This window comes from Paenibacillus sp. P22, assembly GCF_000469945.2.
GTDB classification, from domain to species: domain Bacteria; phylum Bacillota; class Bacilli; order Paenibacillales; family Paenibacillaceae; genus Paenibacillus_O; species Paenibacillus_O humicus.
This window is the reverse complement of record NZ_CBRA020000125.1, coordinates 1-19,532: the sequence shown is the minus strand read 5'-3', so window position 1 is coordinate 19,532 and position 19,532 is coordinate 1. Positions and strand designations below refer to the sequence as shown.

20 protein-coding genes and 1 pseudogene are annotated in these 19,532 nt (G+C 58.1%); 8 read left to right on the top strand and 13 right to left on the bottom strand.

Annotated features, from left to right (window positions below; genetic code table 11):
- Positions 1-65: 65 nt before the first annotated feature.
- Positions 66-767: a glycosyltransferase family 2 protein gene (locus tag BN871_RS17120; RefSeq protein WP_232313140.1), complete on the top strand. Its 702-nt coding sequence runs from the start codon at positions 66-68 to the stop codon at positions 765-767.
- 44 nt (positions 768-811) lie between these two features.
- On the opposite strand, the gene BN871_RS17115 is transcribed toward BN871_RS17120, so the two are convergent.
- Positions 812-1,933, bottom strand: coding sequence for an ATP-binding protein (locus tag BN871_RS17115; RefSeq protein WP_332310231.1), 1,122 nt, complete (start codon positions 1,931-1,933; stop codon positions 812-814).
- Positions 1,934-2,507: 574 nt separating this feature from the next.
- On the opposite strand from BN871_RS17115, the gene BN871_RS17110 reads away from it, so the two are divergent.
- On the top strand, positions 2,508-3,299 hold the full coding sequence (locus tag BN871_RS17110) for a hypothetical protein (protein WP_048747603.1): 792 nt from the start codon (positions 2,508-2,510) through the stop codon (positions 3,297-3,299).
- Between the two features lie 202 nt (positions 3,300-3,501).
- Here BN871_RS17110 and BN871_RS17105 read toward each other — a convergent pair whose 3' ends face one another.
- Positions 3,502-3,972 carry an SRPBCC family protein gene (locus BN871_RS17105; protein WP_048747601.1) on the bottom strand — a complete coding sequence of 157 codons (471 nt, stop codon included), beginning with the start codon at positions 3,970-3,972 and terminating at the stop codon, positions 3,502-3,504.
- 65 nt (positions 3,973-4,037) lie between these two features.
- Positions 4,038-4,352 carry a helix-turn-helix transcriptional regulator gene (locus BN871_RS17100; RefSeq protein WP_021877703.1) on the bottom strand — a complete coding sequence of 105 codons (315 nt, stop codon included), beginning with the start codon at positions 4,350-4,352 and terminating at the stop codon, positions 4,038-4,040.
- Positions 4,353-4,760: 408 nt separating this feature from the next.
- On the opposite strand from BN871_RS17100, the gene BN871_RS17095 reads away from it, so the two are divergent.
- The 3 genes from BN871_RS17095 to BN871_RS17085 all read left to right on the top strand — a co-directional run bounded on the left by BN871_RS17095 (position 4,761) and on the right by BN871_RS17085 (position 6,534).
- The gene (locus BN871_RS17095) at positions 4,761-5,618 is read left to right on the top strand and encodes a class II fructose-bisphosphate aldolase (protein WP_048747599.1); all 858 of its coding nucleotides are present in this window, start codon (positions 4,761-4,763) and stop codon (positions 5,616-5,618) included.
- A 240-nt stretch (positions 5,619-5,858) separates the two neighbouring features.
- The gene (locus BN871_RS17090) at positions 5,859-6,227 is read left to right on the top strand and encodes a DUF6864 domain-containing function (RefSeq protein ID WP_048747597.1); all 369 of its coding nucleotides are present in this window, start codon (positions 5,859-5,861) and stop codon (positions 6,225-6,227) included.
- A complete protein-coding gene (locus BN871_RS17085; RefSeq protein WP_021877706.1) occupies positions 6,220-6,534 on the top strand; it encodes a hypothetical protein in 315 nt (104 codons plus the stop codon). Before BN871_RS17090 ends, BN871_RS17085 begins: the two co-directional genes overlap by 8 nt.
- A 4-nt stretch (positions 6,535-6,538) precedes the next feature.
- Here BN871_RS17085 and BN871_RS17080 read toward each other — a convergent pair whose 3' ends face one another.
- The 4 genes from BN871_RS17080 to BN871_RS17070 are packed head-to-tail and all read right to left on the bottom strand — an operon-like array spanning position 6,539 to position 9,477.
- On the bottom strand, positions 6,539-7,381 hold the full coding sequence (locus tag BN871_RS17080) for an SDR family oxidoreductase (protein ID WP_048747596.1): 843 nt from the start codon (positions 7,379-7,381) through the stop codon (positions 6,539-6,541).
- 26 nt (positions 7,382-7,407) lie between these two features.
- The gene (locus BN871_RS29960; RefSeq protein WP_332310230.1) at positions 7,408-7,632 is read right to left on the bottom strand and encodes a hypothetical protein; all 225 of its coding nucleotides are present in this window, start codon (positions 7,630-7,632) and stop codon (positions 7,408-7,410) included.
- Positions 7,614-8,573, bottom strand: coding sequence for a hypothetical protein (locus BN871_RS17075; protein WP_021877708.1), 960 nt, complete (start codon positions 8,571-8,573; stop codon positions 7,614-7,616). The genes BN871_RS29960 and BN871_RS17075 overlap by 19 nt, the downstream gene beginning before the upstream one ends.
- On the bottom strand, positions 8,542-9,477 hold the full coding sequence (locus BN871_RS17070) for a F390 synthetase-related protein (RefSeq protein ID WP_053087001.1): 936 nt from the start codon (positions 9,475-9,477) through the stop codon (positions 8,542-8,544). Before BN871_RS17070 ends, BN871_RS17075 begins: the two co-directional genes overlap by 32 nt.
- On the opposite strand from BN871_RS17070, the gene BN871_RS29220 reads away from it, so the two are divergent.
- Positions 9,467-9,868, top strand: a complete 402-nt coding sequence (locus BN871_RS29220) for a hypothetical protein (protein WP_053087000.1) — start codon at positions 9,467-9,469, stop codon at positions 9,866-9,868. The two genes, BN871_RS17070 and BN871_RS29220, sit on opposite strands and share 11 nt — an antisense overlap.
- 112 nt (positions 9,869-9,980) lie before the next feature.
- Positions 9,981-10,646, top strand: coding sequence for a hypothetical protein (locus BN871_RS17065; protein ID WP_157060320.1), 666 nt, complete (start codon positions 9,981-9,983; stop codon positions 10,644-10,646).
- A 110-nt stretch (positions 10,647-10,756) separates the two neighbouring features.
- Here the strand turns inward: BN871_RS17065 and BN871_RS17060 are convergent, their stop codons facing one another.
- Positions 10,757-11,824, bottom strand: coding sequence for an LLM class flavin-dependent oxidoreductase (locus tag BN871_RS17060; RefSeq protein WP_048747592.1), 1,068 nt, complete (start codon positions 11,822-11,824; stop codon positions 10,757-10,759).
- Positions 11,825-12,164: 340 nt separating this feature from the next.
- On the opposite strand from BN871_RS17060, the gene BN871_RS17055 reads away from it, so the two are divergent.
- The gene (locus tag BN871_RS17055) at positions 12,165-13,259 is read left to right on the top strand and encodes a putative 2-aminoethylphosphonate ABC transporter substrate-binding protein (protein WP_021881810.1); all 1,095 of its coding nucleotides are present in this window, start codon (positions 12,165-12,167) and stop codon (positions 13,257-13,259) included.
- A gap of 254 nt (positions 13,260-13,513) precedes the next feature.
- On the opposite strand, the gene BN871_RS17050 is transcribed toward BN871_RS17055, so the two are convergent.
- The 5 genes and pseudogenes from BN871_RS17050 to BN871_RS17035 form a co-directional block, all read right to left on the bottom strand.
- Positions 13,514-14,287 carry a carbon-nitrogen hydrolase family protein gene (locus BN871_RS17050; RefSeq protein WP_048747617.1) on the bottom strand — a complete coding sequence of 258 codons (774 nt, stop codon included), beginning with the start codon at positions 14,285-14,287 and terminating at the stop codon, positions 13,514-13,516.
- A gap of 855 nt (positions 14,288-15,142) precedes the next feature.
- Positions 15,143-16,459 carry an MFS transporter gene (locus tag BN871_RS17045; protein ID WP_232313136.1) on the bottom strand — a complete coding sequence of 439 codons (1,317 nt, stop codon included), beginning with the start codon at positions 16,457-16,459 and terminating at the stop codon, positions 15,143-15,145.
- Positions 16,460-16,644: 185 nt separating this feature from the next.
- Positions 16,645-17,442: an ATP-binding cassette domain-containing protein gene (locus BN871_RS29955; RefSeq protein ID WP_232313144.1), complete on the bottom strand. Its 798-nt coding sequence runs from the start codon at positions 17,440-17,442 to the stop codon at positions 16,645-16,647.
- 129 nt (positions 17,443-17,571) lie between these two features.
- Positions 17,572-18,305, bottom strand: a pseudogene (locus tag BN871_RS29950) (ABC transporter ATP-binding protein); the annotation flags it as partial.
- A gap of 230 nt (positions 18,306-18,535) precedes the next feature.
- On the bottom strand, positions 18,536-19,532 hold a 997-nt coding region (locus BN871_RS17035), incomplete at its 5' end, for a YhgE/Pip family protein (RefSeq protein ID WP_048747590.1).

The following is a 19,532-nucleotide window of genomic DNA, read 5'->3' as shown; positions in this document are numbered from 1 at the left end:
GCCAAGCGCCTTCCCCACGCCTTTCATAGAATGAATGGACCTGAATCGAAATGGAGGGGCGACACTTGGCCAAACCTGGAGTATCGATCGTGGCCTGCACGAACAGGCCCGAATTCATTCCGAACATTCTGAGCAATTATAAACGACAGCTCTATCCGAACAAGGAATTGATCCTCATCGTCAACAAGGACAAGGCCGATCTGAAGGCCATCCGGCGCATAGCCTCCGCTCACCGCCATGTCCGCGTCTACTCTGTGCCCGAGAGAATATCGCTGGGCCAATGCTTGAACTGCGGCATCTCGCGGGCCAGGCATCCTCTGATCGCCAAGTTTGACCACGATGATTATTATTCGCCTTATTATCTTCGGGAGCAGGTCAAGACGCTTGCCTCCAAAGGAAGCTCCGTCATCGGCAAGCATGCCTGCCTCGTCTATTTGGAAGGGAGCAAGCGGCTCGTCGTCCGCTCCCCCGAGGAGCAGCATAAATTCGTCGATTTTGTGCAGGGCGGAACGATCTTGTTCCGGAGGAGCGTGCTGAAACACGCGCGCTTCGACGATATCTCCTTGGGCGAGGATGTCCGGTTTTTAAGAAAATGCACAAAAAGAGGCTGCACCGTCTATGCATCCTCACCCTACAATTACGTGTACATCCGCCGAAAAAACAAGAGCACCCACACCTGGAAGGTCAATGACCGGTACTATCTGGCCAAAAGCCTTCCCGTTGCGGTTACCGACAACTATGCCGCCTACGCCAAGAAAAAAGCCTGACCTGAGCAGAGGACCGGTGAAAGAAGCTGCGGCAGCAGCAGCTTTCACCGGTCGCTCACAGGTATGGTGATCAGGAAGGTCGTGCCGATGCCCTTTTCGCTCTCGACTTCGATGACGCCCTTCACTTTGTCGATCGTGCTGTAGACCATGAGCATGCCAAGGCCGGTCCCTTCCGCCTTCGTGGAATAATACGGCTTGCCCAGGCGGGATATCTCCTCCTTGGTCATTCCGATTCCCGTATCCCGGATGCTGATGACGATATGCTGCTTTCTCTCGGCGACATCGATGGAGAGGATGCCGCCTCCCGTCTCCTTCATCGCTTCAATTCCGTTTTTGTAGATATTGATCAGGCATTGCTGGATCTGATTCCGGTCATATCGGATTCGGAGGCTGTTGCTGAAGCTGAATTTCACCTCTACGGCATGGATGGATGCATAGGGCATGATGACATTTTTGGTATATTCCAGCTCATCGATCATGTTGGAGTAGACCAAGTTTTCCGACTGCGGCTTGGCGAACGACAGATAATCGCTGACGATCTTCTCGGCCCGGTTGAGCTCCTGCAAAGACAGGTCCACGAATTTTTTCTCTTCCGGCGTAATCGTCGCCGATTTCTGCAGCATTTGCAGGAATCCGCTCGTTACGGTGAGCGGGTTCCGGATCTCATGCGAGACGCTTGCCGCCAGCTGGCTGACGACCTTCAACCTTTCCGACTGGAGGATCCGCTCCCTGTTTTTGAAGTTGATCAGAATCTTCTCGATCAGAATCATGATTACGCTTATCACTCCAACATAAGTCGTCAAAGCATTCCAGGCGAGGGTCTGGAATTGCCGATCGGATACGCCTAAAATCAGGCTCAGAGTCGCGAGGTAACATCCCATCGTCAGAAAAGCGATAGCGGCTGCCGCGACAACGCGGCCACGGGAATCCAATTTCAAGAACGTCTTGCTGTAGACAGGAATCAGGATGAAGGCCCCGGTAGAGAACAGGAACGATTCGAGCATCCCTGGCCCTCCAACATAGAACCGGCATGCATTCAAGATGATATACAGCGGGAATACACTCTTGCGGCCTCCAAACAAGGCCACGATGATGAATGGAATATATCTCAAATCAAATATAAATCCAATATCTAGCTTTATTGGCTTGATGATACAAAGAATCATCGTAATGGCCGATAGAACAACAAGGATATTGTTGGAATAGGGATGGGTTTTATTTTCAAAAAAGATTAAAAAAAGTCAAAACCGGAACTAATAAAAATAAAAAATTCAAGAGCAAGGTCTCAAACAATGAATAACTTCCTTTCAATATTTGATACAGCAAGGAAATAACCTTCATTTTCAAGCTATATTCTGTCAGTAAGCATTTCGTTACACCATTATAATCACAGATTGCTCAATTACATATGATTTCTTCGCTATATATTTTGAATAATCCTAAAATTTAAATTGAAAACGCTGCCAATAAAAATTTGAATTGGCTTGAGCCAGGAAGGAATCGCCGTAGGACACAGCCTCTATCGTGCGCAGCTTCATGGCCTCGCTGCGGTGTCGTTCTTCCCTGCGAGCGCCAAAAAAAAGGCCGACGAAGTCCATTGCGTGCCCTGTTTTGCAGCCATCGTACGATTGGGATTTTCCTGTTCTTCCATTTATTCCGTTGTCGTTCCTGTGCTATTGTAGGATATGGCAGCAGCCAAGTTCTGTAAGTCGAAACCATTCAATCGGAGGTAGTTTCTCAATGGCCGATGCTGTAATAAATCCGCAGAATACAAAATATCCAATCGAGGTCATGAAGGCTGTTCGCGCATCCCTGGGCGCAGATGAAAACTCGGATGAGATGGACAGCCAGATCAATACTTTGGCGCAAGTCCGTGTCATGGACATCTTCCTGGAGTCGCTCGGGAATCCAGCGCGGGGCCAAGTCATCCGAGACACGGTAGGCAAGGTTTTCGGGTTCGACCTCGATCTCATGTCTCAAAACGATGAAGGCAACCTGCTTGCGAGCTACAACTCCGAGATCATGGCCGGTGTGCGAACCTATCTCGGCCTGGCTTCGGATGACAGGAGCCGGGACTCTGCGATCATGAGTCTGAAAAAGAATGACGTCATGGACCATTTTCTATCCGCCCATGGAGAAACGATTCCAGGTTCGGACAGCCGCCGGATAATCAATTACATCTTCGGGGTAAATATTGACGGCCTAAGCGGGCTTGAGCGCTCGAGATTGTCGGTTTACTCGAAGGGCCAATGGGAGCTGAACAACCAAAACGACGTGCTGATCATTAAATCGAGCAAAGGCGACGTCGATCTTTATGTGGGTCCGACAGCCTATTACGTGGACAAGCTCGGAACAGACCAGCTTCCTCCTGAACTTGTACATGCCCTGCTTTCGCTCGGATTCACTCTCGATACGGATGCCAACCTGTATACCTACCACAACGTATCCGGCGAATCTGTTCCCGATGCGTTCAAAGGGCAGGTTATCGGCGCAATTGTCAGTTGCATTCAAACTAACTTTGCCAACCTGTAAAGTCGGGCAGGACCGGCCAAGCTGCTTGCCGCAGCGGCGGCCGGCAGCCCTCCACACCTTGCCTATGACTCTTGTAAATGGCCAAAAAAAAAAACCTGCTCAACGAATGAGCAGGGTTTCTTTGCCTTTATGCCGTACAGTATGCAGACGACAAGCCGCCACATCATATGGATTCATTCACGCAGAAAGGGTGCCTGCGGGTTTAAAAGGTCCTCAACAACTGCTTGTAGTCCTCGTAAGCCAGCTCCCACTCCTCCATGCGGACTATCTTTCTCCCGTCCAGCAGGGCGGCGATGACATCGAGACAGACATGCCAGCCGGCCAGATCCTTGGGTGTATGGCCGGTCATCTCGCGGATGGTCTCGATCAAGACGAAGCGGCATCCGCCGGGTTCCGGATACAATTCGAAACGGACCCGGTCCTCGCCCCAAGCGTATTCAAGGACGGAATGCTCCCGAAGCTCGAGAATTTCGAGCTCCTTGAACGTGCCGTCCTGCATGTCGAACCGGATGCTTCCGCCTTCGCGAAGCTCTTCCACCCGCAGCTCCGGGAACCATTCCGCCAGCTTGTCGTTGACGGTGAGCGACGACCAGACTTTCTCTGCCGTGTGCTTCAGGCGCCGCTCGAAGCGGGCTTCGTAGCCATCCGCTACAGGGGTTAATGACGCCAACATGATTGGACCTCCTCCTTGGGAATCAGGGCCGCTGCCCCGGGATCCCTGGTTTCACGCGGGCCGTTCTAGCGGTCCTCTTCGTCCATATGCTTCTCCAGTGCGTCCAGCTTGTCCGACCAGAACCGCCGATAAGGCTCGAACCAATGATCCAGCTCCTTCAATGGCTCCACGTTCAATCGATACCAATGGCTTTGCCCTTCTTTTCTTACCGAGACGAGCTCTGCTTCGCGCAATATCCGCAAATGCTTGGAGATTCCGGGCTGACTTAGCGACGATAAAGCAACCAGCTCTCCGACAGAGCGCTCCCGGACGCGCAGGGAGTCGAGAATTTTTCTGCGCTGGGGCTCGGCGAGCACTTCAAACAGCTTGTCCTCATTCATGGCTTATACATTACCTTTCAGTTATATTTCTGTCAAGGCATGAAAAGCAGCCGGCATACGGTGGTCTCCCTGCCAAACAATGCGCTATTTTCATCGGTCAGAAGGTCGTGTACCGTATACTTCGGCTTTTTCCTTTGGTGCGAATAAAGGAGGCCTTGCGGTGGAAATTTAATCCTTGGACTTGCGCCGGAGATTCCCGGTCCAACCGGCGTTCACAGAACCTAACTCGACGATGTCAGCGTTGAAGCGCCGGCTGGCTCATAAATTCCAGGTTCACGGCCCTGCATTTATGTTAAAATAGCTGTAGACAAGCATTGGCTGGTCCATTAGCCTTGCCATTCTCATTTTGCCCTCGGGCTCCAATGAGGAGAAACCATCTACAGAAACAGGACACTAGGAGGAGTTACAATGGCACTCGTTTCCATGAAGGACATGCTGAACAAAGCGCTTGCCGAGGGCTACGCCGTCGGCCAGTACAACATCAACAACCTGGAGTGGACGCAGGCGATCCTCGCTGCGGCACAGGAAGAGCAATCCCCGGTCATTCTCGGCGTATCCGAAGGCGCGGCCCGCTACATGGGCGGCTTCAAAGTCGTTACCGCCATCGTCGGCGCTCTGATCGACGAAATGAAAATCACGGTTCCGGTTGCCATCCACCTCGACCACGGCTCCAGCTTCGACAAATGTAAAGAAGCCATCGATGCCGGCTTCACTTCCGTCATGATCGACGCTTCCCACCATCCGTTCGACGAGAACGTCGAGACGACGAAGAAAGTCGTTGAATACGCGCACAGCAAAGGCGTTTCCGTTGAAGCCGAGCTCGGCACGGTCGGCGGCCAGGAAGACGACGTCGTTGCTGACGGCGTTATCTACGCAGATCCTAAAGAATGCTTCGAGCTGGTCAAGCTGACAGGCATCGACTGCCTGGCTCCTGCTCTGGGCTCCGTCCACGGCCCTTACAAAGGGGAGCCTAACCTCGGCTTCAAGGAAATGGCCGAGATCCGCGAGACGATCAAGCTTCCGCTCGTACTGCACGGCGGCACGGGCATCCCTACGAACGACATCAAGAAATCCATCTCCCTCGGAACGGCCAAGATCAACGTGAACACGGAGAACCAAATCTCCTTCACGAAAAAAGTCCGTGAAATCGTGACGGCTGACCATGAAGTCTACGATCCGCGCAAATTCCTGGCACCAGGACGCGACGCGATCAAAGCGACGGTCATCGGCAAAATGCGCGAGTTCGGTTCTTCGAACAAAGCGTAAGACGCCCGCAGGAACGAAAAAGGCAGGAAGGACCTCGGTCCTTCCTGCCTTTTTTGGCATGCCGTGCCCGGAAGTGAAGCTGATCCCAACACGACCGCTGTTTAAGGGCGGAAGAAGCAGGCTCTTGTCCGGTCATGGACTCTTGCCAGTCACCGGCTCCTTCGGCAGTCATGTCCCCGCCGCCTCGATCGTACACTAGAACGAGGATGCTTGTACGAGACCGCTATCGGAGGGATGACGATGAAAATTACATCCGGGGGAATGGAGGCCGTCTATTACGGCCGCGTATCCGCCTACGGCATGAGCCCGATTGAAATAACGCTGTCGGAAGAAAAGGACCCTCTGACGTTCCATTTCTGCATCGAGCACGACCCGCAGCGGGACGACATCGCGACGGATATCCGGCTGATCCGCTACAACGAAGTCCGGATCGCCTGCATCAACTATCCGCGAGGCAAGCCGACCGGCAATGAGGATCTGATCCATCTGGGCGTACTGGACAGCCGCAGCCTGTCTCTGCGCTACGAGGTGACGATCCACTACGACTTGTCGGCCTGGGCGCTGGCCTTCACGTTCTACTCCGGCAAGGGAGGTCCGGGAGATGAATAAGCTCGAGATCCAGGATCCCAAGGTCGCCAGCAAAATCATCGCCGCCAACGCGGAGAGCGACAAAAGAAAAGCCGAGCTCGGCTTCCTCGGAAAATTTTTCGGCTCCGGCGAAAATGTCCGCCTCTATATCGTGGGCACGATCGCGCTGAGCGTCCTGCTCATCGCCCTCGTGTATACGCTGACGCCCGCTTCCTACCGGTCCGCCGACTTCGGGCTGAAGGAGATGTGGACGCTCGTCGTCCTTCCGGTCGAATCGACCATCATCGGATATTTGATCGGATCGCGCTCCAAGGATTCCGGAGGATGAGCCGTCACTTCAGCATCCGCAGCAGCAGCGCTTCATACCAGCGCCAGGGCAGCAGGGCGCGGCCCCAGACAGAGAGCCTCATGCCGCGCCCGGACAGGTAGCGCATCCGGGGCTTGGCCGTGCCGGCGATCGATGCGACAAGCCGGGCGACTGCGGCAGGATCCGGCGCGTTATCGGAAGTTTTGCGCGAATAAGCCAGAATCCTGTCCAGCATCCCTCGATATGGAGAGGCGTCGGAGACATGGACCGCATGGAAGCCCTTCTTCCAGATCTCTGTCCGGTAAGCTCCCGGCTCCACCAGCGAGACATCGATGCCGAAAGGCTTCATCTCCAATCTCAGCGCCTCGCTGAAGCCCTCCACGGCGAACTTGGACGTACTATAGGGCGCGTAGCCGGGAAGGGCGATCAGGCCGCTTACGCTGCTGATATTGACGATATGCCCGCAGCCCTGCCCGCGCATATGCGGCAGCACCGCTTGCGTGACGGCGATCAGGCCGAACACATTGGTTTCCATCTGCTCCCGCCAGGCCGCCATCGGCACCTCCTCGACGAAGCCTCCCGCCGCGTAGCCCGCGTTGTTGACCAGGACGTCGATTCTCCCATGCCTGCGCATGACATCCGCAACAGCCTCCCGGATCGCAGCCGGTTCCGTGACGTCCAGGCGGATCGTCTCCAGACGGTCCTGCACCGCTGCGCGTTCAGCCTCTGCGAGCAGCGTCCCGCTCTTGCCGGGATTCCGCATCGTCGCGATGACCTTAAATCCTCGCCTGGCCAATTCGACGGACGTGAGCAGCCCGAACCCGCTCGATGCCCCCGTAATCAGGGCGATTCTATCCCCTTGCTTCATCCCTCTCTCCTCTCCGCCCCGGCCAATCAGAGCTTGTATTTCCGCAGCAGCGGGATCCCGATTCGGTTCAGCACAAGATGCAGGAACGACCAGCCGGCCCTCCGGTGCCAGGGCAGATGGGCATCATACACGGCGCTGTACTCGATGTCGGAGACAGCGCCGCGATTGCGCTTGAACTGAGCGGCCCCGGAGCTCTCATGCAGCAGATGCCCGCTCGAGCCGGCCGTCCGGATCAGGACCGCGGACAGCATCCGGTACAGCCCAAGCTCCTGCGGCAGCGAGGTGTCATAGCCGAATACAGCGTCGTCATGATCCCATTGCGGCAGAAATACCCCATGACCCCGTCGATCCGCCCCGTCTTCCGGCTCCGCAGCGCCTGGAAGCGGAGCAGCTTCTCCGTTCTTGCCAGCTCGAGAAACGCTTCCCCGAATTGGGGATTGTCGTACGAGTATTTCTCCAGATACAGCATTCGGTACAGTTCAGCAAGCCGCGGCATATCTGCGCTCTTCAGCTCGTCGTGATCCATGACCTCGTAGCCGCTCGATGCCAGCAGAGCGTAATCGCGCTTCACCAGCCAGCGGGCCTTGGCGTTCATCGCAGCCGGGTTCGACGGCTCCAGGAAATAGATCTGGCGGCTCGGAACAAGCCGGAAGCCCTCCTGGACGAGCGCGTCCAGCAGTTCCCCGTGGTTCGTGCGGTTCAAGGAGCGCAGCACGAGGCCGTAATCCGGGAAACGCTGCTTCAGCGTCTGCGCGACGGCCTTCAGCTGATCGGGAGAGCAGGACGGGTACAGGTTGGTGGACACCATCCAATTGTTGATATGCGCCGTCCGGTTGAAGCGGCTCGCCTTCAGCAGACCGCCCATCACCGTCAGCAGCCCGGAGAGCAGCACGCGGGCCGCGCGGGAGCGGATCAGATGCAGCTCCTGCCGGGCGTAGCTGACATAATGCGTATAGGGCGAGCAGACATAGGAGTTGCCGTATTCCGCCTCGTTCAGCGTCACCGGCAGCACCTGCTTGCCCGCCTGGACGACATAGAGCCTCGTCCGGACATTCGGAATGAAGCCCTCCACCGACTGCTCCAGCATCGGCCGCAAAAATCGCTCCGCGTACCGGCCGTCCTCTGTTTTCGGCCACGGGATCTTCTCTGCAGAATCCCGTTCATACAGCGTGATCTCCGCCGCTCTGCTCAAGCTCGAACCTCCTCTCTACCCGGCGCAGCTTGCGGTCTCCGGGAGCATGCCGATAAGCCGAGAAGGCTACATGGGGAGGCTGGCTGCCCGTCCGTTCGCCGAGCGCCCGCAACGCCTGCAGGATCGCCGACTGCGACGCTTCCCGGTGACGGTCGTCCACCTCTAGAGCCAGCTCCATCTCGCCCGGGGCATGCTGAACGGCGTGGTAGGCCGTCACCTCGGAGGCTGCAGCCACGATCGCCCGGGTAATGAAATCGGGGAATATCAGCACCTGCCGGTCGTCGCTTACGGACGGAAAAGCAAACATATCGTCGCAGCGGCCTTCAATCCGCTCGATGGCCAGAAAGGGCGAGCCGCAAGGGCAAGGCTCCTGCCGCTCCGTCAGCAGATCGTTCAGCCGATAGCGGACAATCGGCTGTGTCAGGCGGGAGAAGTCGGTCAGGATCGGCACGAACTTCCCGGCCTCGCGGTCAACATATTCCTTTTGCATGCAGACGACATCCTCGTTGATATGCAGCGTGCCATGGGCGCAGGTGGCGCCGAGGAAGCCCTCCGTGCACTGGTAGACCTGATGCAGCCGCTGACCGAAGGCCTTCTCGATGATTCCCTGGTCCAGGGGATCGAGCACCTCGGCTACGGACACGAGCTTGTCCGGACGGATCGACAGCCTTCCTTCCCGCTGCAGGTCCGCCAGCAGGCGCAGCATCGAGGCGGGAGCGACGAGCAGGCTCGGCTGCTGCTGCTGAAGGCGGGCGACGAGCTCCGCAATCGGGTCCAGCAGATCGTAGAAGCGGAATTCGATGTTCCGGCTGCCGACGGAACCGTACAGATTGCTGTCCGCCCTCAGAAAGAAGGCGATGCGGTGGCGGCCGAGCAGCGGTCCGGGCAGCACCTTGGCCAGCACCGTCCCCGCCCACGCCAGCCGCTCCCTGCGGCTGACCAGGAACAGCCCCCCGGCTTCCCGACGTGCCGGAGGAGAGGCCGACCGTCACTTCGCCGATCATCGGCGCGAATTCGCGCGTGCGCTCCGCCCTCAGCGCCAGCTCCATGGCGGTCTCCTTGCGGATCCCTGCCGTATTCAGCTCATCCAGGCGCTCCATGAACACGCCCTTGTCGATCAAGCGAGGCGAACGCAGAGCATCGTGCTGGCGGATCATGCCAAGGTCGGCAGCATCTACTACTGCCGCACTTGCGGATTGGAGGAGATCGATATCGTCGTCAGCGATATCGCCCCTCCCATGGAATGGGCGCCGTCTCTGGAGGAGAAGGACGTGCACTGGATCGTGGCGGATTAGGAGAGATAGCCTGGCTGGGAACAGCCGGGCTTTTTAATCTTTTCGGGGCCAGCGCCGGACAAGGGAGGAAGCTGCTGGTAAAATAGGGAGAAAAGCGGACGGAGAGATTGCATTGGCTCTAAAATTGGCTTGCCTGCATGCGCATGAATCCAATATCGGGTATATCCAAGGGATCGCGCCTCGGGGATTCGTCCTGGAGCATTACGTCGATCCCGGCCTGCTCGCCCGCATCGGAAGGGATCCCGGCTTCGCCAGAGACGGGGCCGGCGACAGGGTGCTGGAGCAGCTGGAATGGATGGCTGCGGCGGGAGCGGATGTCATCCTGATTACCTGCACCAACTATATCGCGCTGCTTGACGATTCCCGTCTGCCAGCCGGACTGCCGGCCGTACTCAAGATCGATGAACCCTTTTTCGAGGAAGTCTGCCGAATCAGGCAGCCGCAGCTGCTGCTGTTCAGCAACCCGGCCACAGTAGAAGGAACGATGGCGAGGCTGCAAGCCTATACGGAGGCTTCCTCCTGCACGACGCCGGATGTCCGCGCGGAGGTCGTCCCGGAGCTGTTCAGCCTGATCATGGCCGGACGGAAAAAGGACTATGAGGATGCGGTAACCGCTCATCTCATCCGGAAGGCGGAGTCCGATCCCCGGCTGGCTGTATCCGTCGCCCAGCTGTCGATGGCCGGAGCGGCCGAGAGGGCCGGGCTGGAGACGGGCAGGCAGATCGGCGATCCTCTCCGACCGCTTGCTAGAGCGCTGGAGATGTTGGCCGCGACCTGACAAAAACGAAAAAGCCCCTTGCCGGAACAAGCTGGCGCCGCGACCCTTTGAGGGTGCCGCGGCCCGGCTTGGTCCGGAGGGGCTTCTTTTATGCGGCTGGACGAAGGGAATCAGCTTCCCTCGATGCGCTCCAGCTCCTTGTGCACGATCGGAGCAACCTTCGTCCCGAGCAGCTCGATGGCCTTCAGCACTTCGCGATGCGGCATCGTGCTGACGTCAACATGCAGGAAGAAGCGGTCGAGGCCGAGGTTCTTGCGCAGCAGCACGATCTTCTCCGCAACGAACTCGGGGTCGCCGACATACAGCGCGCCCCTCAGAGTGCGGGACTGGTCGTAGGCGGCGCGGTCGTAGCCGGCCCAGCCGCGTTCTTTGCCGATGGCGCTCATCTGCGCCTGGTTATGAGGGAAGAAAGCATCGGCGGCTCCCTGCGTCGTATCGCCGACGAAGCCGTGCGAGTGCGTGGCGACCCGCAGCTTCGAGAGATCATGGCCGGCCTGGGCGGCGGCGCGGCGATAGAGATCAACCAGCGGGGCGAATCTTTCCGGCATGCCGCCGATGATCGCGAAAACGACGGGCAGGCCGAGCACGCCTGCGCGAATGGCGGATTCCGGGTTGCCCCCGGTAGCGATCCAGACCGGCAGCGGCTCCTGCACCGCCCGCGGGTACACGCCCTGGTTGTCGATGGCCGGGCGATGGCCGCCTGGCCAGCTCACTTTTTCCGACTGCCGGATGTTCAGCAGCAGCTCCAGCTTCTCGTCGAACAGCTCGTTGTAATCATCCAGGCTGTAGCCGAACAAGGGGAACGACTCGATGAACGAGCCCCGCCCCGCCATGATTTCGGCACGTCCGTTCGAAAGGCCGTCGAGAGTGGAAAACTGCTGGTAGACGCGGACGGGATCGTCCGAGGACAAAACCGTGACGGCGCTGGTCAGGCGGATCTTCTTAGTCAGGGGCGCCGCAGCGGCAAGCACGACGGCCGGAGCGCTGCCCGCATAATCAGGCCGGTGATGCTCTCCGATGCCGTAGACGTCCAGACCGGCCTGCTCGGCGACGACGATCTCCTCGACCGCGTTGCGCAGACGCTGGGCGTGACTGATCGTCGGGCCTGCAGTCGAGGCTGGCATAGCCTCCAAAAACGTGCTGATTCCAAGTTCCATCTTTCTCGGTGAAGCGGACATAAGAATAGGCCTCCTTTAAGTCTATTCATTGTACTAAATTATCTATTGTTTCTCAACTTTAGTAAGCAAAATGAAAGAGCTTTTAAGGGGCATATGCGACTCGGAAGGCATAGGTATAAGGATGCCCTTTTTCTTTTCCCTTTATTTTGGAAGAGGGGATGAATGGTCGGGAAGAGCTTGAAACGCAACCAAAACACGGGTTTTGTGAAGAAAAACTTCGGATGAATCCACATAAGAGCCAAAACAATACAAATCATTCATATTCGCTTTACGTTCCATTGAACAACCAACGCTAATGTAGGAAGGGAGAGCGAAGCCGAAGCGAAGGGGAGAAAAGACCATGAAGAAACAATGGCTGTTGACAGCGGCGATGCTCGCCGCATTCACCTGGGTAGCAGCATGCGGCAACGGAACCGGCGGCGGAGGAACGGTATCGGAAGGCTCGTCCGGCGGCACGCAGGCCAAGCAGGGCAAGGCAGGCTCCGAGCTGCTCGTCTACACGGCGCTTGAGGACGATCAGATCAAGGAATATCTCCAAACATGGGACGAGCAGCACCCCGACATCAAGATCAACATCATCCGGGATTCGACCGGCATCATAACGGCCCGCCTGCTGGCGGAGAAGGACAACCCGCAGGCGGATGTCGTCTGGGGAACGGCGGCGACCAGCCTGCTCGTGCTCGACCAGAACGACATGCTGGAGCCTTATTCGCCGACGGGCATGGAGCGCATTCAGACGACCTTCAAGGATGACAGGGAGCCTGCCCATTGGGTCGGCATCGATGCATGGGAAACGGCCTTCGCCGTCAACAAGACGGAGATGGAGAAGAAGGGGCTGGCGATTCCGAGATCGTACGAGGATCTGCTGAAGCCGGAATACAAAGGTCTGATCACGATGCCGAACCCTGCTTCCTCGGGCACGGGCTTCCTGACCGTCTCCGGCCTGATCCAGCTGATGGGCGCCGACAAAGCATGGGCTTACATGGACAAGCTCAACGAGAACATCGCCATGTACGTGCACTCCGGCTCCAAGCCGGCCAAGATGGCGGGAACGGGCGAGTACCCAATCGGAATTTCCTTCGGCTACCGGGTCATCTCCGAGCAGGACAAGGGAACGCCGGTTGAAGCCGTCTTTCCTGCGGAGGGCTCCGGCTGGGACGTCGAAGCCAATGCCCTGATCAAGAAGCCGAACATCAACCCGGCCGCCAAGGAGTTTCTGGATTGGGCCATCACGGACGACGCGATGAAGGAGTACAAGAAAAACTATCCCATTACGGCCGTGAAGGACGAGTCGGGCGAGCTTCCGGCCGGTTATGCCAAAAACCCGGTCGATCAGCTTATCAAATATGACCTGCAGGCAGCGGCCAAGGATCGCGACGAGATTCTGATGGAATGGACCAGGCGCTACGACGGCAAAAGCGAGCCGAAAAGCTGAAGCTGAAGCGCTGAAGAGCTGAAGAGCTGAAATGCTGAGAAGAAAGCGAGCCGAAAAGCTGAGCCGAAAAAGCTGAGCCGAAAGCTGAACTGGAAAGCTGAGCCGAAAAGCTGAGCCGAAAAAGCTGAGTTGAAAAGCTGAGCCGAAAAAGCTGAGTTGAAAAGCTGAGCCGAAAAAGCTGAGCCGAAAAAGCTGGATAGTGAAAACGGGGATGGCCTGCCGGCCTATCCCCATTTATTTGTTTGGCGCGCTGCTCACCCAAGCAGCTCCGGCCGCAGCCTGCCCGCAAGACGGCGAGTAGCCTGGGCAGGGTCGATATCATAGACGATCAGCTCGTCGACTTCGGGCGATGCCGAGGCAAGCGTTTCACCGGCAGGGGAGATCAGGCTGGTGACGACCTGCTGACCTTTCAAGGCGAAATTGACGCTCGCGAAGTAAATTTGGTTCTCCCCGCTGCGGCAAGCCATGGCGCCTATGTAGAATTCAGGGTTGGGCACCGCGGGAGTGAACTGGGGATGAAAGACGATATCCGCTCCTCGGCGCGCGGCCCAGCGGACGGTCTCGGGATACCTCCACCCCTCATGGCAGATGACGATGCCGAACTTGAGCCCTTCGATCTCGAACAGCGTTCTTCCAACGCCGGGGTTGTAACCGAATGGCTCTTCGTCCGGATCGAGCTGATTTTTGGTCTGGCGTCCAAGAAGCTCGCCATCGGCGGAAATGACAAATGCCGCCAGCTCCATGCCTCCCTCGCCCCTCCATTCCGTAGGCAGAACTACCGCGATCCGGCGGCTGGCGGCCAGCTCGCAGACGCGCTTCAGCACAGCCTGCATGGCCTCGTGATCATAGGGCTCAACATCGAAGCCGACCCCTCTCAGCCCCGGAAGGACTGCCTCCGGAAAACAGACGATGGCGCTTCCCTGATCTGCAGCCTGGCTTATTCCTCGGGCTATGAGATCTTCTCCATCCACTAGAGACTTGGGAAAGCGGGTTTGGGCGAGTGCGATTCGGACGAGATTCTTTTCCATTCGGTATCCATCCCCTTTTTCTTCCATTGTAAGATGTCTCCAAGCAGCCTGCATAGGCTTTTCTGGAAAAGGATGTCGGAACACAACCAACGGGGTCAAGTAGAGAAAGCAAGGAAAATGAAGCCGAAAGTTAACGAATGCAGCACAAAATCGAAGACAGATACGGAAGCCGAAAACGAAACATGAACTCACCGTTTACAAATGGGATCAGAAAACAGAAGAGAAGAATGGTATCAGAAAACAGAAGAGAAGTTAGAAAAACGGAACTGGAGACAAGAAAACGCCTATGAGATCACAAATATGATGCCAATGATGCCTGCGCGCCTCGGTTGTGCTTCTAAATCAAACGGGGAAATGCCAATTAACCGATATCGGACATAGGATCCGTTATTTGAGCGAGAATGAGCCTTCATGGGCGATTATCGGACATCAGATCCGTTATTTCTGTAAAATCTACCTCTATGCGGATAAAAAATGGGGAATAGCGGATCGTATGTCCGATAAATCCGAATTAGCCTTCAAAAGGGTCAAATAGCGGAACGTATGTCCGATAAATCCGGAATGGCCTGTATCGGCGGACATTGGGAGGAACCGCGAGGCCTGAAATCGGCGTAAGCGGAACTTATGCCCGTAAAGCCGGATGGCCTGTAAGCGGTGAAAGCGGAGCTTATGCCCGTAAAGCCGGAAGCCTGTAAGCTTCGAGAGCAGAATTTATGTCCGTATAGCCGAATGGCCTGATTGGCGAAAAGCGGGACACCTACCCGTACCCGGAAGGTCTGTAAGAAGTGAAAGCAGATGCATACCGTAAAGCCGGGATGGCCTGTAATCGGCGAAAGGCTGAGCCGCTTGAGCGGCTCAGCCTTTGTCATTGCGCGGGCGAATCCCGGCAAGTGCGAGTATGAAGGCGGCGGCAGCCACGGAAGCCATTACTCCCAGGAGCAAAGGCGCGGACTGCTTCATGAGCAGCGAAGCGACGGGCGGGCCTGCGGCCACGCCGATAAATCTCATGCTGCTGTACAGCGAGCTGATGGTCCCGCGCTCCTCTTTGTCGATGCCTTCGGTAATGAAGGCATCGAGGCAGGGCAAGCCGGCACCGATGCCAAGGCCTGCGCCGGACAGCAGGGCGATGCGGATGGAGGTCGCCTCCCAGAACAGGCAGGCGGCGATGCTGGCCGCGCAGAGGAGGAACCCTCCGGTGACGGTCCATTTCATCACTTTTTTATGCTCGCCGATCCATTTTCCCGCAGCATAAGAAGCAGCGCACAGAACGGCCAAAGGAATCGCGAGCACAAGGCCTTTCAGGATGCCCTTCATGTGATGGCTTTTTTCCAGCGTTTCCGACAGGTAGAACAGCAGCCCAAATAAAATGAACATCGAAAAGCAGCCTACGACGAACAAAGCCGTCAGCCATCCCGCCTTGCTTCGGTAAAGGTTCCAAACGCCGCTCAAAAATTTGCCTGGAGGCGGAGGCGCTGCTGCTTCCTCGCCCTGCTTGGGCGGAACCTTGACCAGGAACAGCACAAGGATAATGGAGAGCGCGCAAAGAATAGGCACGGACCAGAACGGCGCCTGCCAGGCAAGAAGGGCGAGAGCCGATCCGAGAATCGGGCTGAGCACCTTGCCGAATGTGTTGGAGGTTTCGATCAGCCCGAGTCCCGCGCTGACCTGCTGCTCGCTCCGGAACATGTCCCCGACCAGAGGGAGGACGATCGGCATGGCGCCGGCAGCGCCGATTCCCTGCAGCACTCTTCCCGCCAAAATGATGCCGTAACCCCCTGGCTGGAGACTGCCGGCCCAGCCGCATACAGCGCCTCCCGCCCCGGCCAGGATCAGCGAGGGAATGATGACCTTCTTGCGGCCGATGCGGTCGGATAGATATCCGGCGATCGGAATCAGAATGATGGCCATGACGGAGTAGACCGTGATGATGAGGCTTGCCTGCAAAGGCGTGATGCCGAGCGCCGTTTCGATGGCGGGCAGCACGGGAATAAGCATGGAATTGCCCAGCGTCATGATCAAAGGAACGGATGAGAGGGCGAGAAGGGCGGCTGTGCGGCTGTCATCGGCTTTTTTGTGGGATGGCTGAGGCTCCCTGCCAACGAACTTTCCGCGCGGCCGCTTTATCCCTCCGCCCGATACGGCGGCGGAACCGCCGCGTTTATCTGGTTTCACTCCTGCCGTCACCCTTCTCTCGCGTAATGTACTCGAGCGCCGGAAAAGCGTCCTTGGGTAGGATTCGCCCCGGCCGGGAGTTTCATACCCGGTAAAGAAAAAGGACGGAATCCGCCTGCTTGCAGCGGAGTGAAAGGAGCCTTTCTGCCGAGGAGCGGATCAATCGGCTTGCAGCAAGAATGAAATCATCCTGCCTGCTGCGGAAACTGAAGCTCGTACAGATGGCGATAGCGGCCGCCCTGCTCCATGAGCTCCTCGTGGGTGCCGCTTTGAACGATGCGTCCTTGCTCCATGACGACGATGAGATCGGCTCTGCGGACGGTGGAGAGGCGGTGAGCGATGACGAGGCTTGTTCTTCCGGACAAAAGGGTTTCCAACGCTGCTTGGATGAGCTGTTCGGATTCCGTATCCAGAGATGCCGTCGCTTCGTCGAGGATGATGACCTTGGGGTCGGCAAGCAGCGCCCTGGCGATGGAAAGCCGCTGCTTCTGCCCGCCGGAGAGGCGGACGCCTCTCTCTCCGACTTCCGTATCGTAACCGTCCGGAAGCTCCTCGATGAACGGATGCGCGTAGGCCGCCTGCGCCGCGCTGATCATTTCCTCCTCGGCGGCCCCGGGCTTGCCGTAGGTCAGATTGGCCCGCACGGAGCCGTTGCGGAGCATGACATCCTGCGAGACGATCGCGATCTGACGGCGCAGGGAAGCCTGGGTCACATCGCGGATGTCGGTTCCGTCGATCGTGATCCGCCCTCGGGTTGCGTCATAATAGCGCATGACGAGATGGGCTGCCGTCGTTTTGCCCGCGCCAGAAGAGCCGACTAGGGCGGTCGTTTTGCCCGGGGCCAGCGTCAGGTTGAATTCATGCAGCACATCGGAGGAGGAGGAAGAGTAGCGGAACGAAACCTGCTCGAACGCGATCTCTCCGCCTGCGAGCCTAAGCTCGCTCGCATCGGGCCGGTCCTTGACGTCGGGAACGGCCGACATCGTCTCCATGATGCGGTCATAGGCCGCCGCGGACTGCTGCACGGTGCTCATAAGGCGGCTGAAGCGCCGGACCGGGTTTTGGAGCAGCCGCAAGTAGCTGAGGTAGGCGATGACGGAGCCGGCGGTCATATCGCCCCGCATCGCTTGCCAGGAGCCGAAGGCGAGCACGAAAGCCATGCCGGCGTATTGAAGCAGGTCGATCATGGGACTGAAAATCGCGCTGAAGCGGGTGGAGCGGAGATTGGCGTCCCGGTTGTCGGCGCTCAAGCGGGCGAATACAGCGCTTTCGCGTTCTTCGGCGGAGAACGACTTGACGAGCCGGATGGAAGAGAGCGTGTCCTGCAGATGGCTGCTCATCTCCGCCACGGTTTCCTGGACCCGGCGGAAGGTGCGGCGCATCCGTCCGCCGTAGCGGCGGGCCGTCAGGAACATGACGGGAAACAAAGCCAGGAGCGCGACGGTCATCTGCGCATTCTCCAGCAGCATGTAACCGGCAATGGCGATGAATGTGACGGCGTCGGTCAGGATGCCCATCGTTCCGGAGCTGACCATTTGCTGCAGCTGGTTGACATCGCTCGTCATGCGGGACATCAGGTCGCCCGTGCGGCGGCGGTCGTAGAAGCCGAGATCGAGCTCTGCAAATGGCGGTACAGGCGGTTGCGGATCTCGAAGACGGTCTGCTGGCCGGCTTTGCTGAACGTGTAGCTGCTGATATAGCCGAATACGCCGAGCAGCACCGCCGTCCCCAAGACGGCTCCTGCGATCGGCAGCAGCTGGCCGTAGAGCTTGCCGGGAATGACATGGTCGACCGCATACTGGGTGAGCTTCGGAATGACGAATTGCAGGGCGGCGACGGCGGCCATGGACAGCCAAGCGGCCAAAAGCAGCGGCCATTGTCCTTTGACATGCAGGAACAGGCGCTTGAACATCGGCCACAGCGGAGCTTTATCGGGTTCGGGCGCGGCATGGGATCTCATGCTGATTCCTCCGGGCACAGATGGATCTGCGTAATGGTGGATAAAACATAGGCATAGGGACAGCAGGGGCTGGCGATATTGCGGATCAGGCATTCCCTGAAGCCCGCTGCGCTTGGTCAATGGATAATGCCGCTTGCGCGGGCTTTGGCCGCAAGGCTCTCGGCGGCTCTTCCTAGCGGCTTCTTCAGCATCAGGCCGGCGAGCAGCGCGATGACGCCGAAGAGCAGCAGCATCGACAAATCTCTGCGCGCGGCTTCCGGGAGAATGCCTCCGACCGTTTCGCGCATGAGGCCGACGGCATAGGTGAAAGGCAGAAAAGGATAAAATGCCCGGAAGATCGGCGCCGTGACCTGCACCGGGAACGTGCCGCCGGAGCCGGCGAGCTGCAGCACGAGCAGGACGATGGCGGCAGCTTTGCCGACATTGCCGAGAACGGATACGAGCGTATAGACGATAAGCATGAACACGGTGCTGATGAGCAGCCCCGACAGCACGAACAAGACCGGCGACGCGGGGCGTACGCCGAGCAGCAGGATGTCTCCGATCGTAACGAGCAGCGACTGCAGCAGGCCGATCGCCCAGAAGGTGAGGAAGCGGCCGAGATAGGCATGCTGGACTGCCGCATCTCGGTGGACATCCAGGCTGAGCATGGAGACGAGCAGCAGCGCGCCGACCCACAGCGAGAGAACGGTGAAAAACGGCGTCATCGCCGTTCCGTAATTCGCTATCGGGAACAGCGAATGCTGCTTCAGCTCGATCGGGCGGGCCAGGAATTCGGCTTTTTGGACGTAATTGCTCTTGAGCAGCTCGATGGCTTCGCCGAGATTGCCTTTCTTGCGAAGCTCGCGGAGCTTGGCCGCGAGGTCTCGAATCCGCTTTTCGGCCTCCGGCAGCCGACTCTGGAAGGCGTCGAGCTTGCTCTGGCCGAATGCGATGCCTTTGGCGGCATCCTGGAGCAGTCCGGTCACGGCGGGCAGCTCGGCATGCGCCCGCTTCAGGGCGTCGCCGGCTTCTGCGGCGGCCTTTTGCGCCGCCTTCACCCCTGCAGCGACACGCGGCGCGAGCTCGCTGTCGTAGCGGCCGAGGAGGTCGGCGGCGATGCGCCCGGCCTCC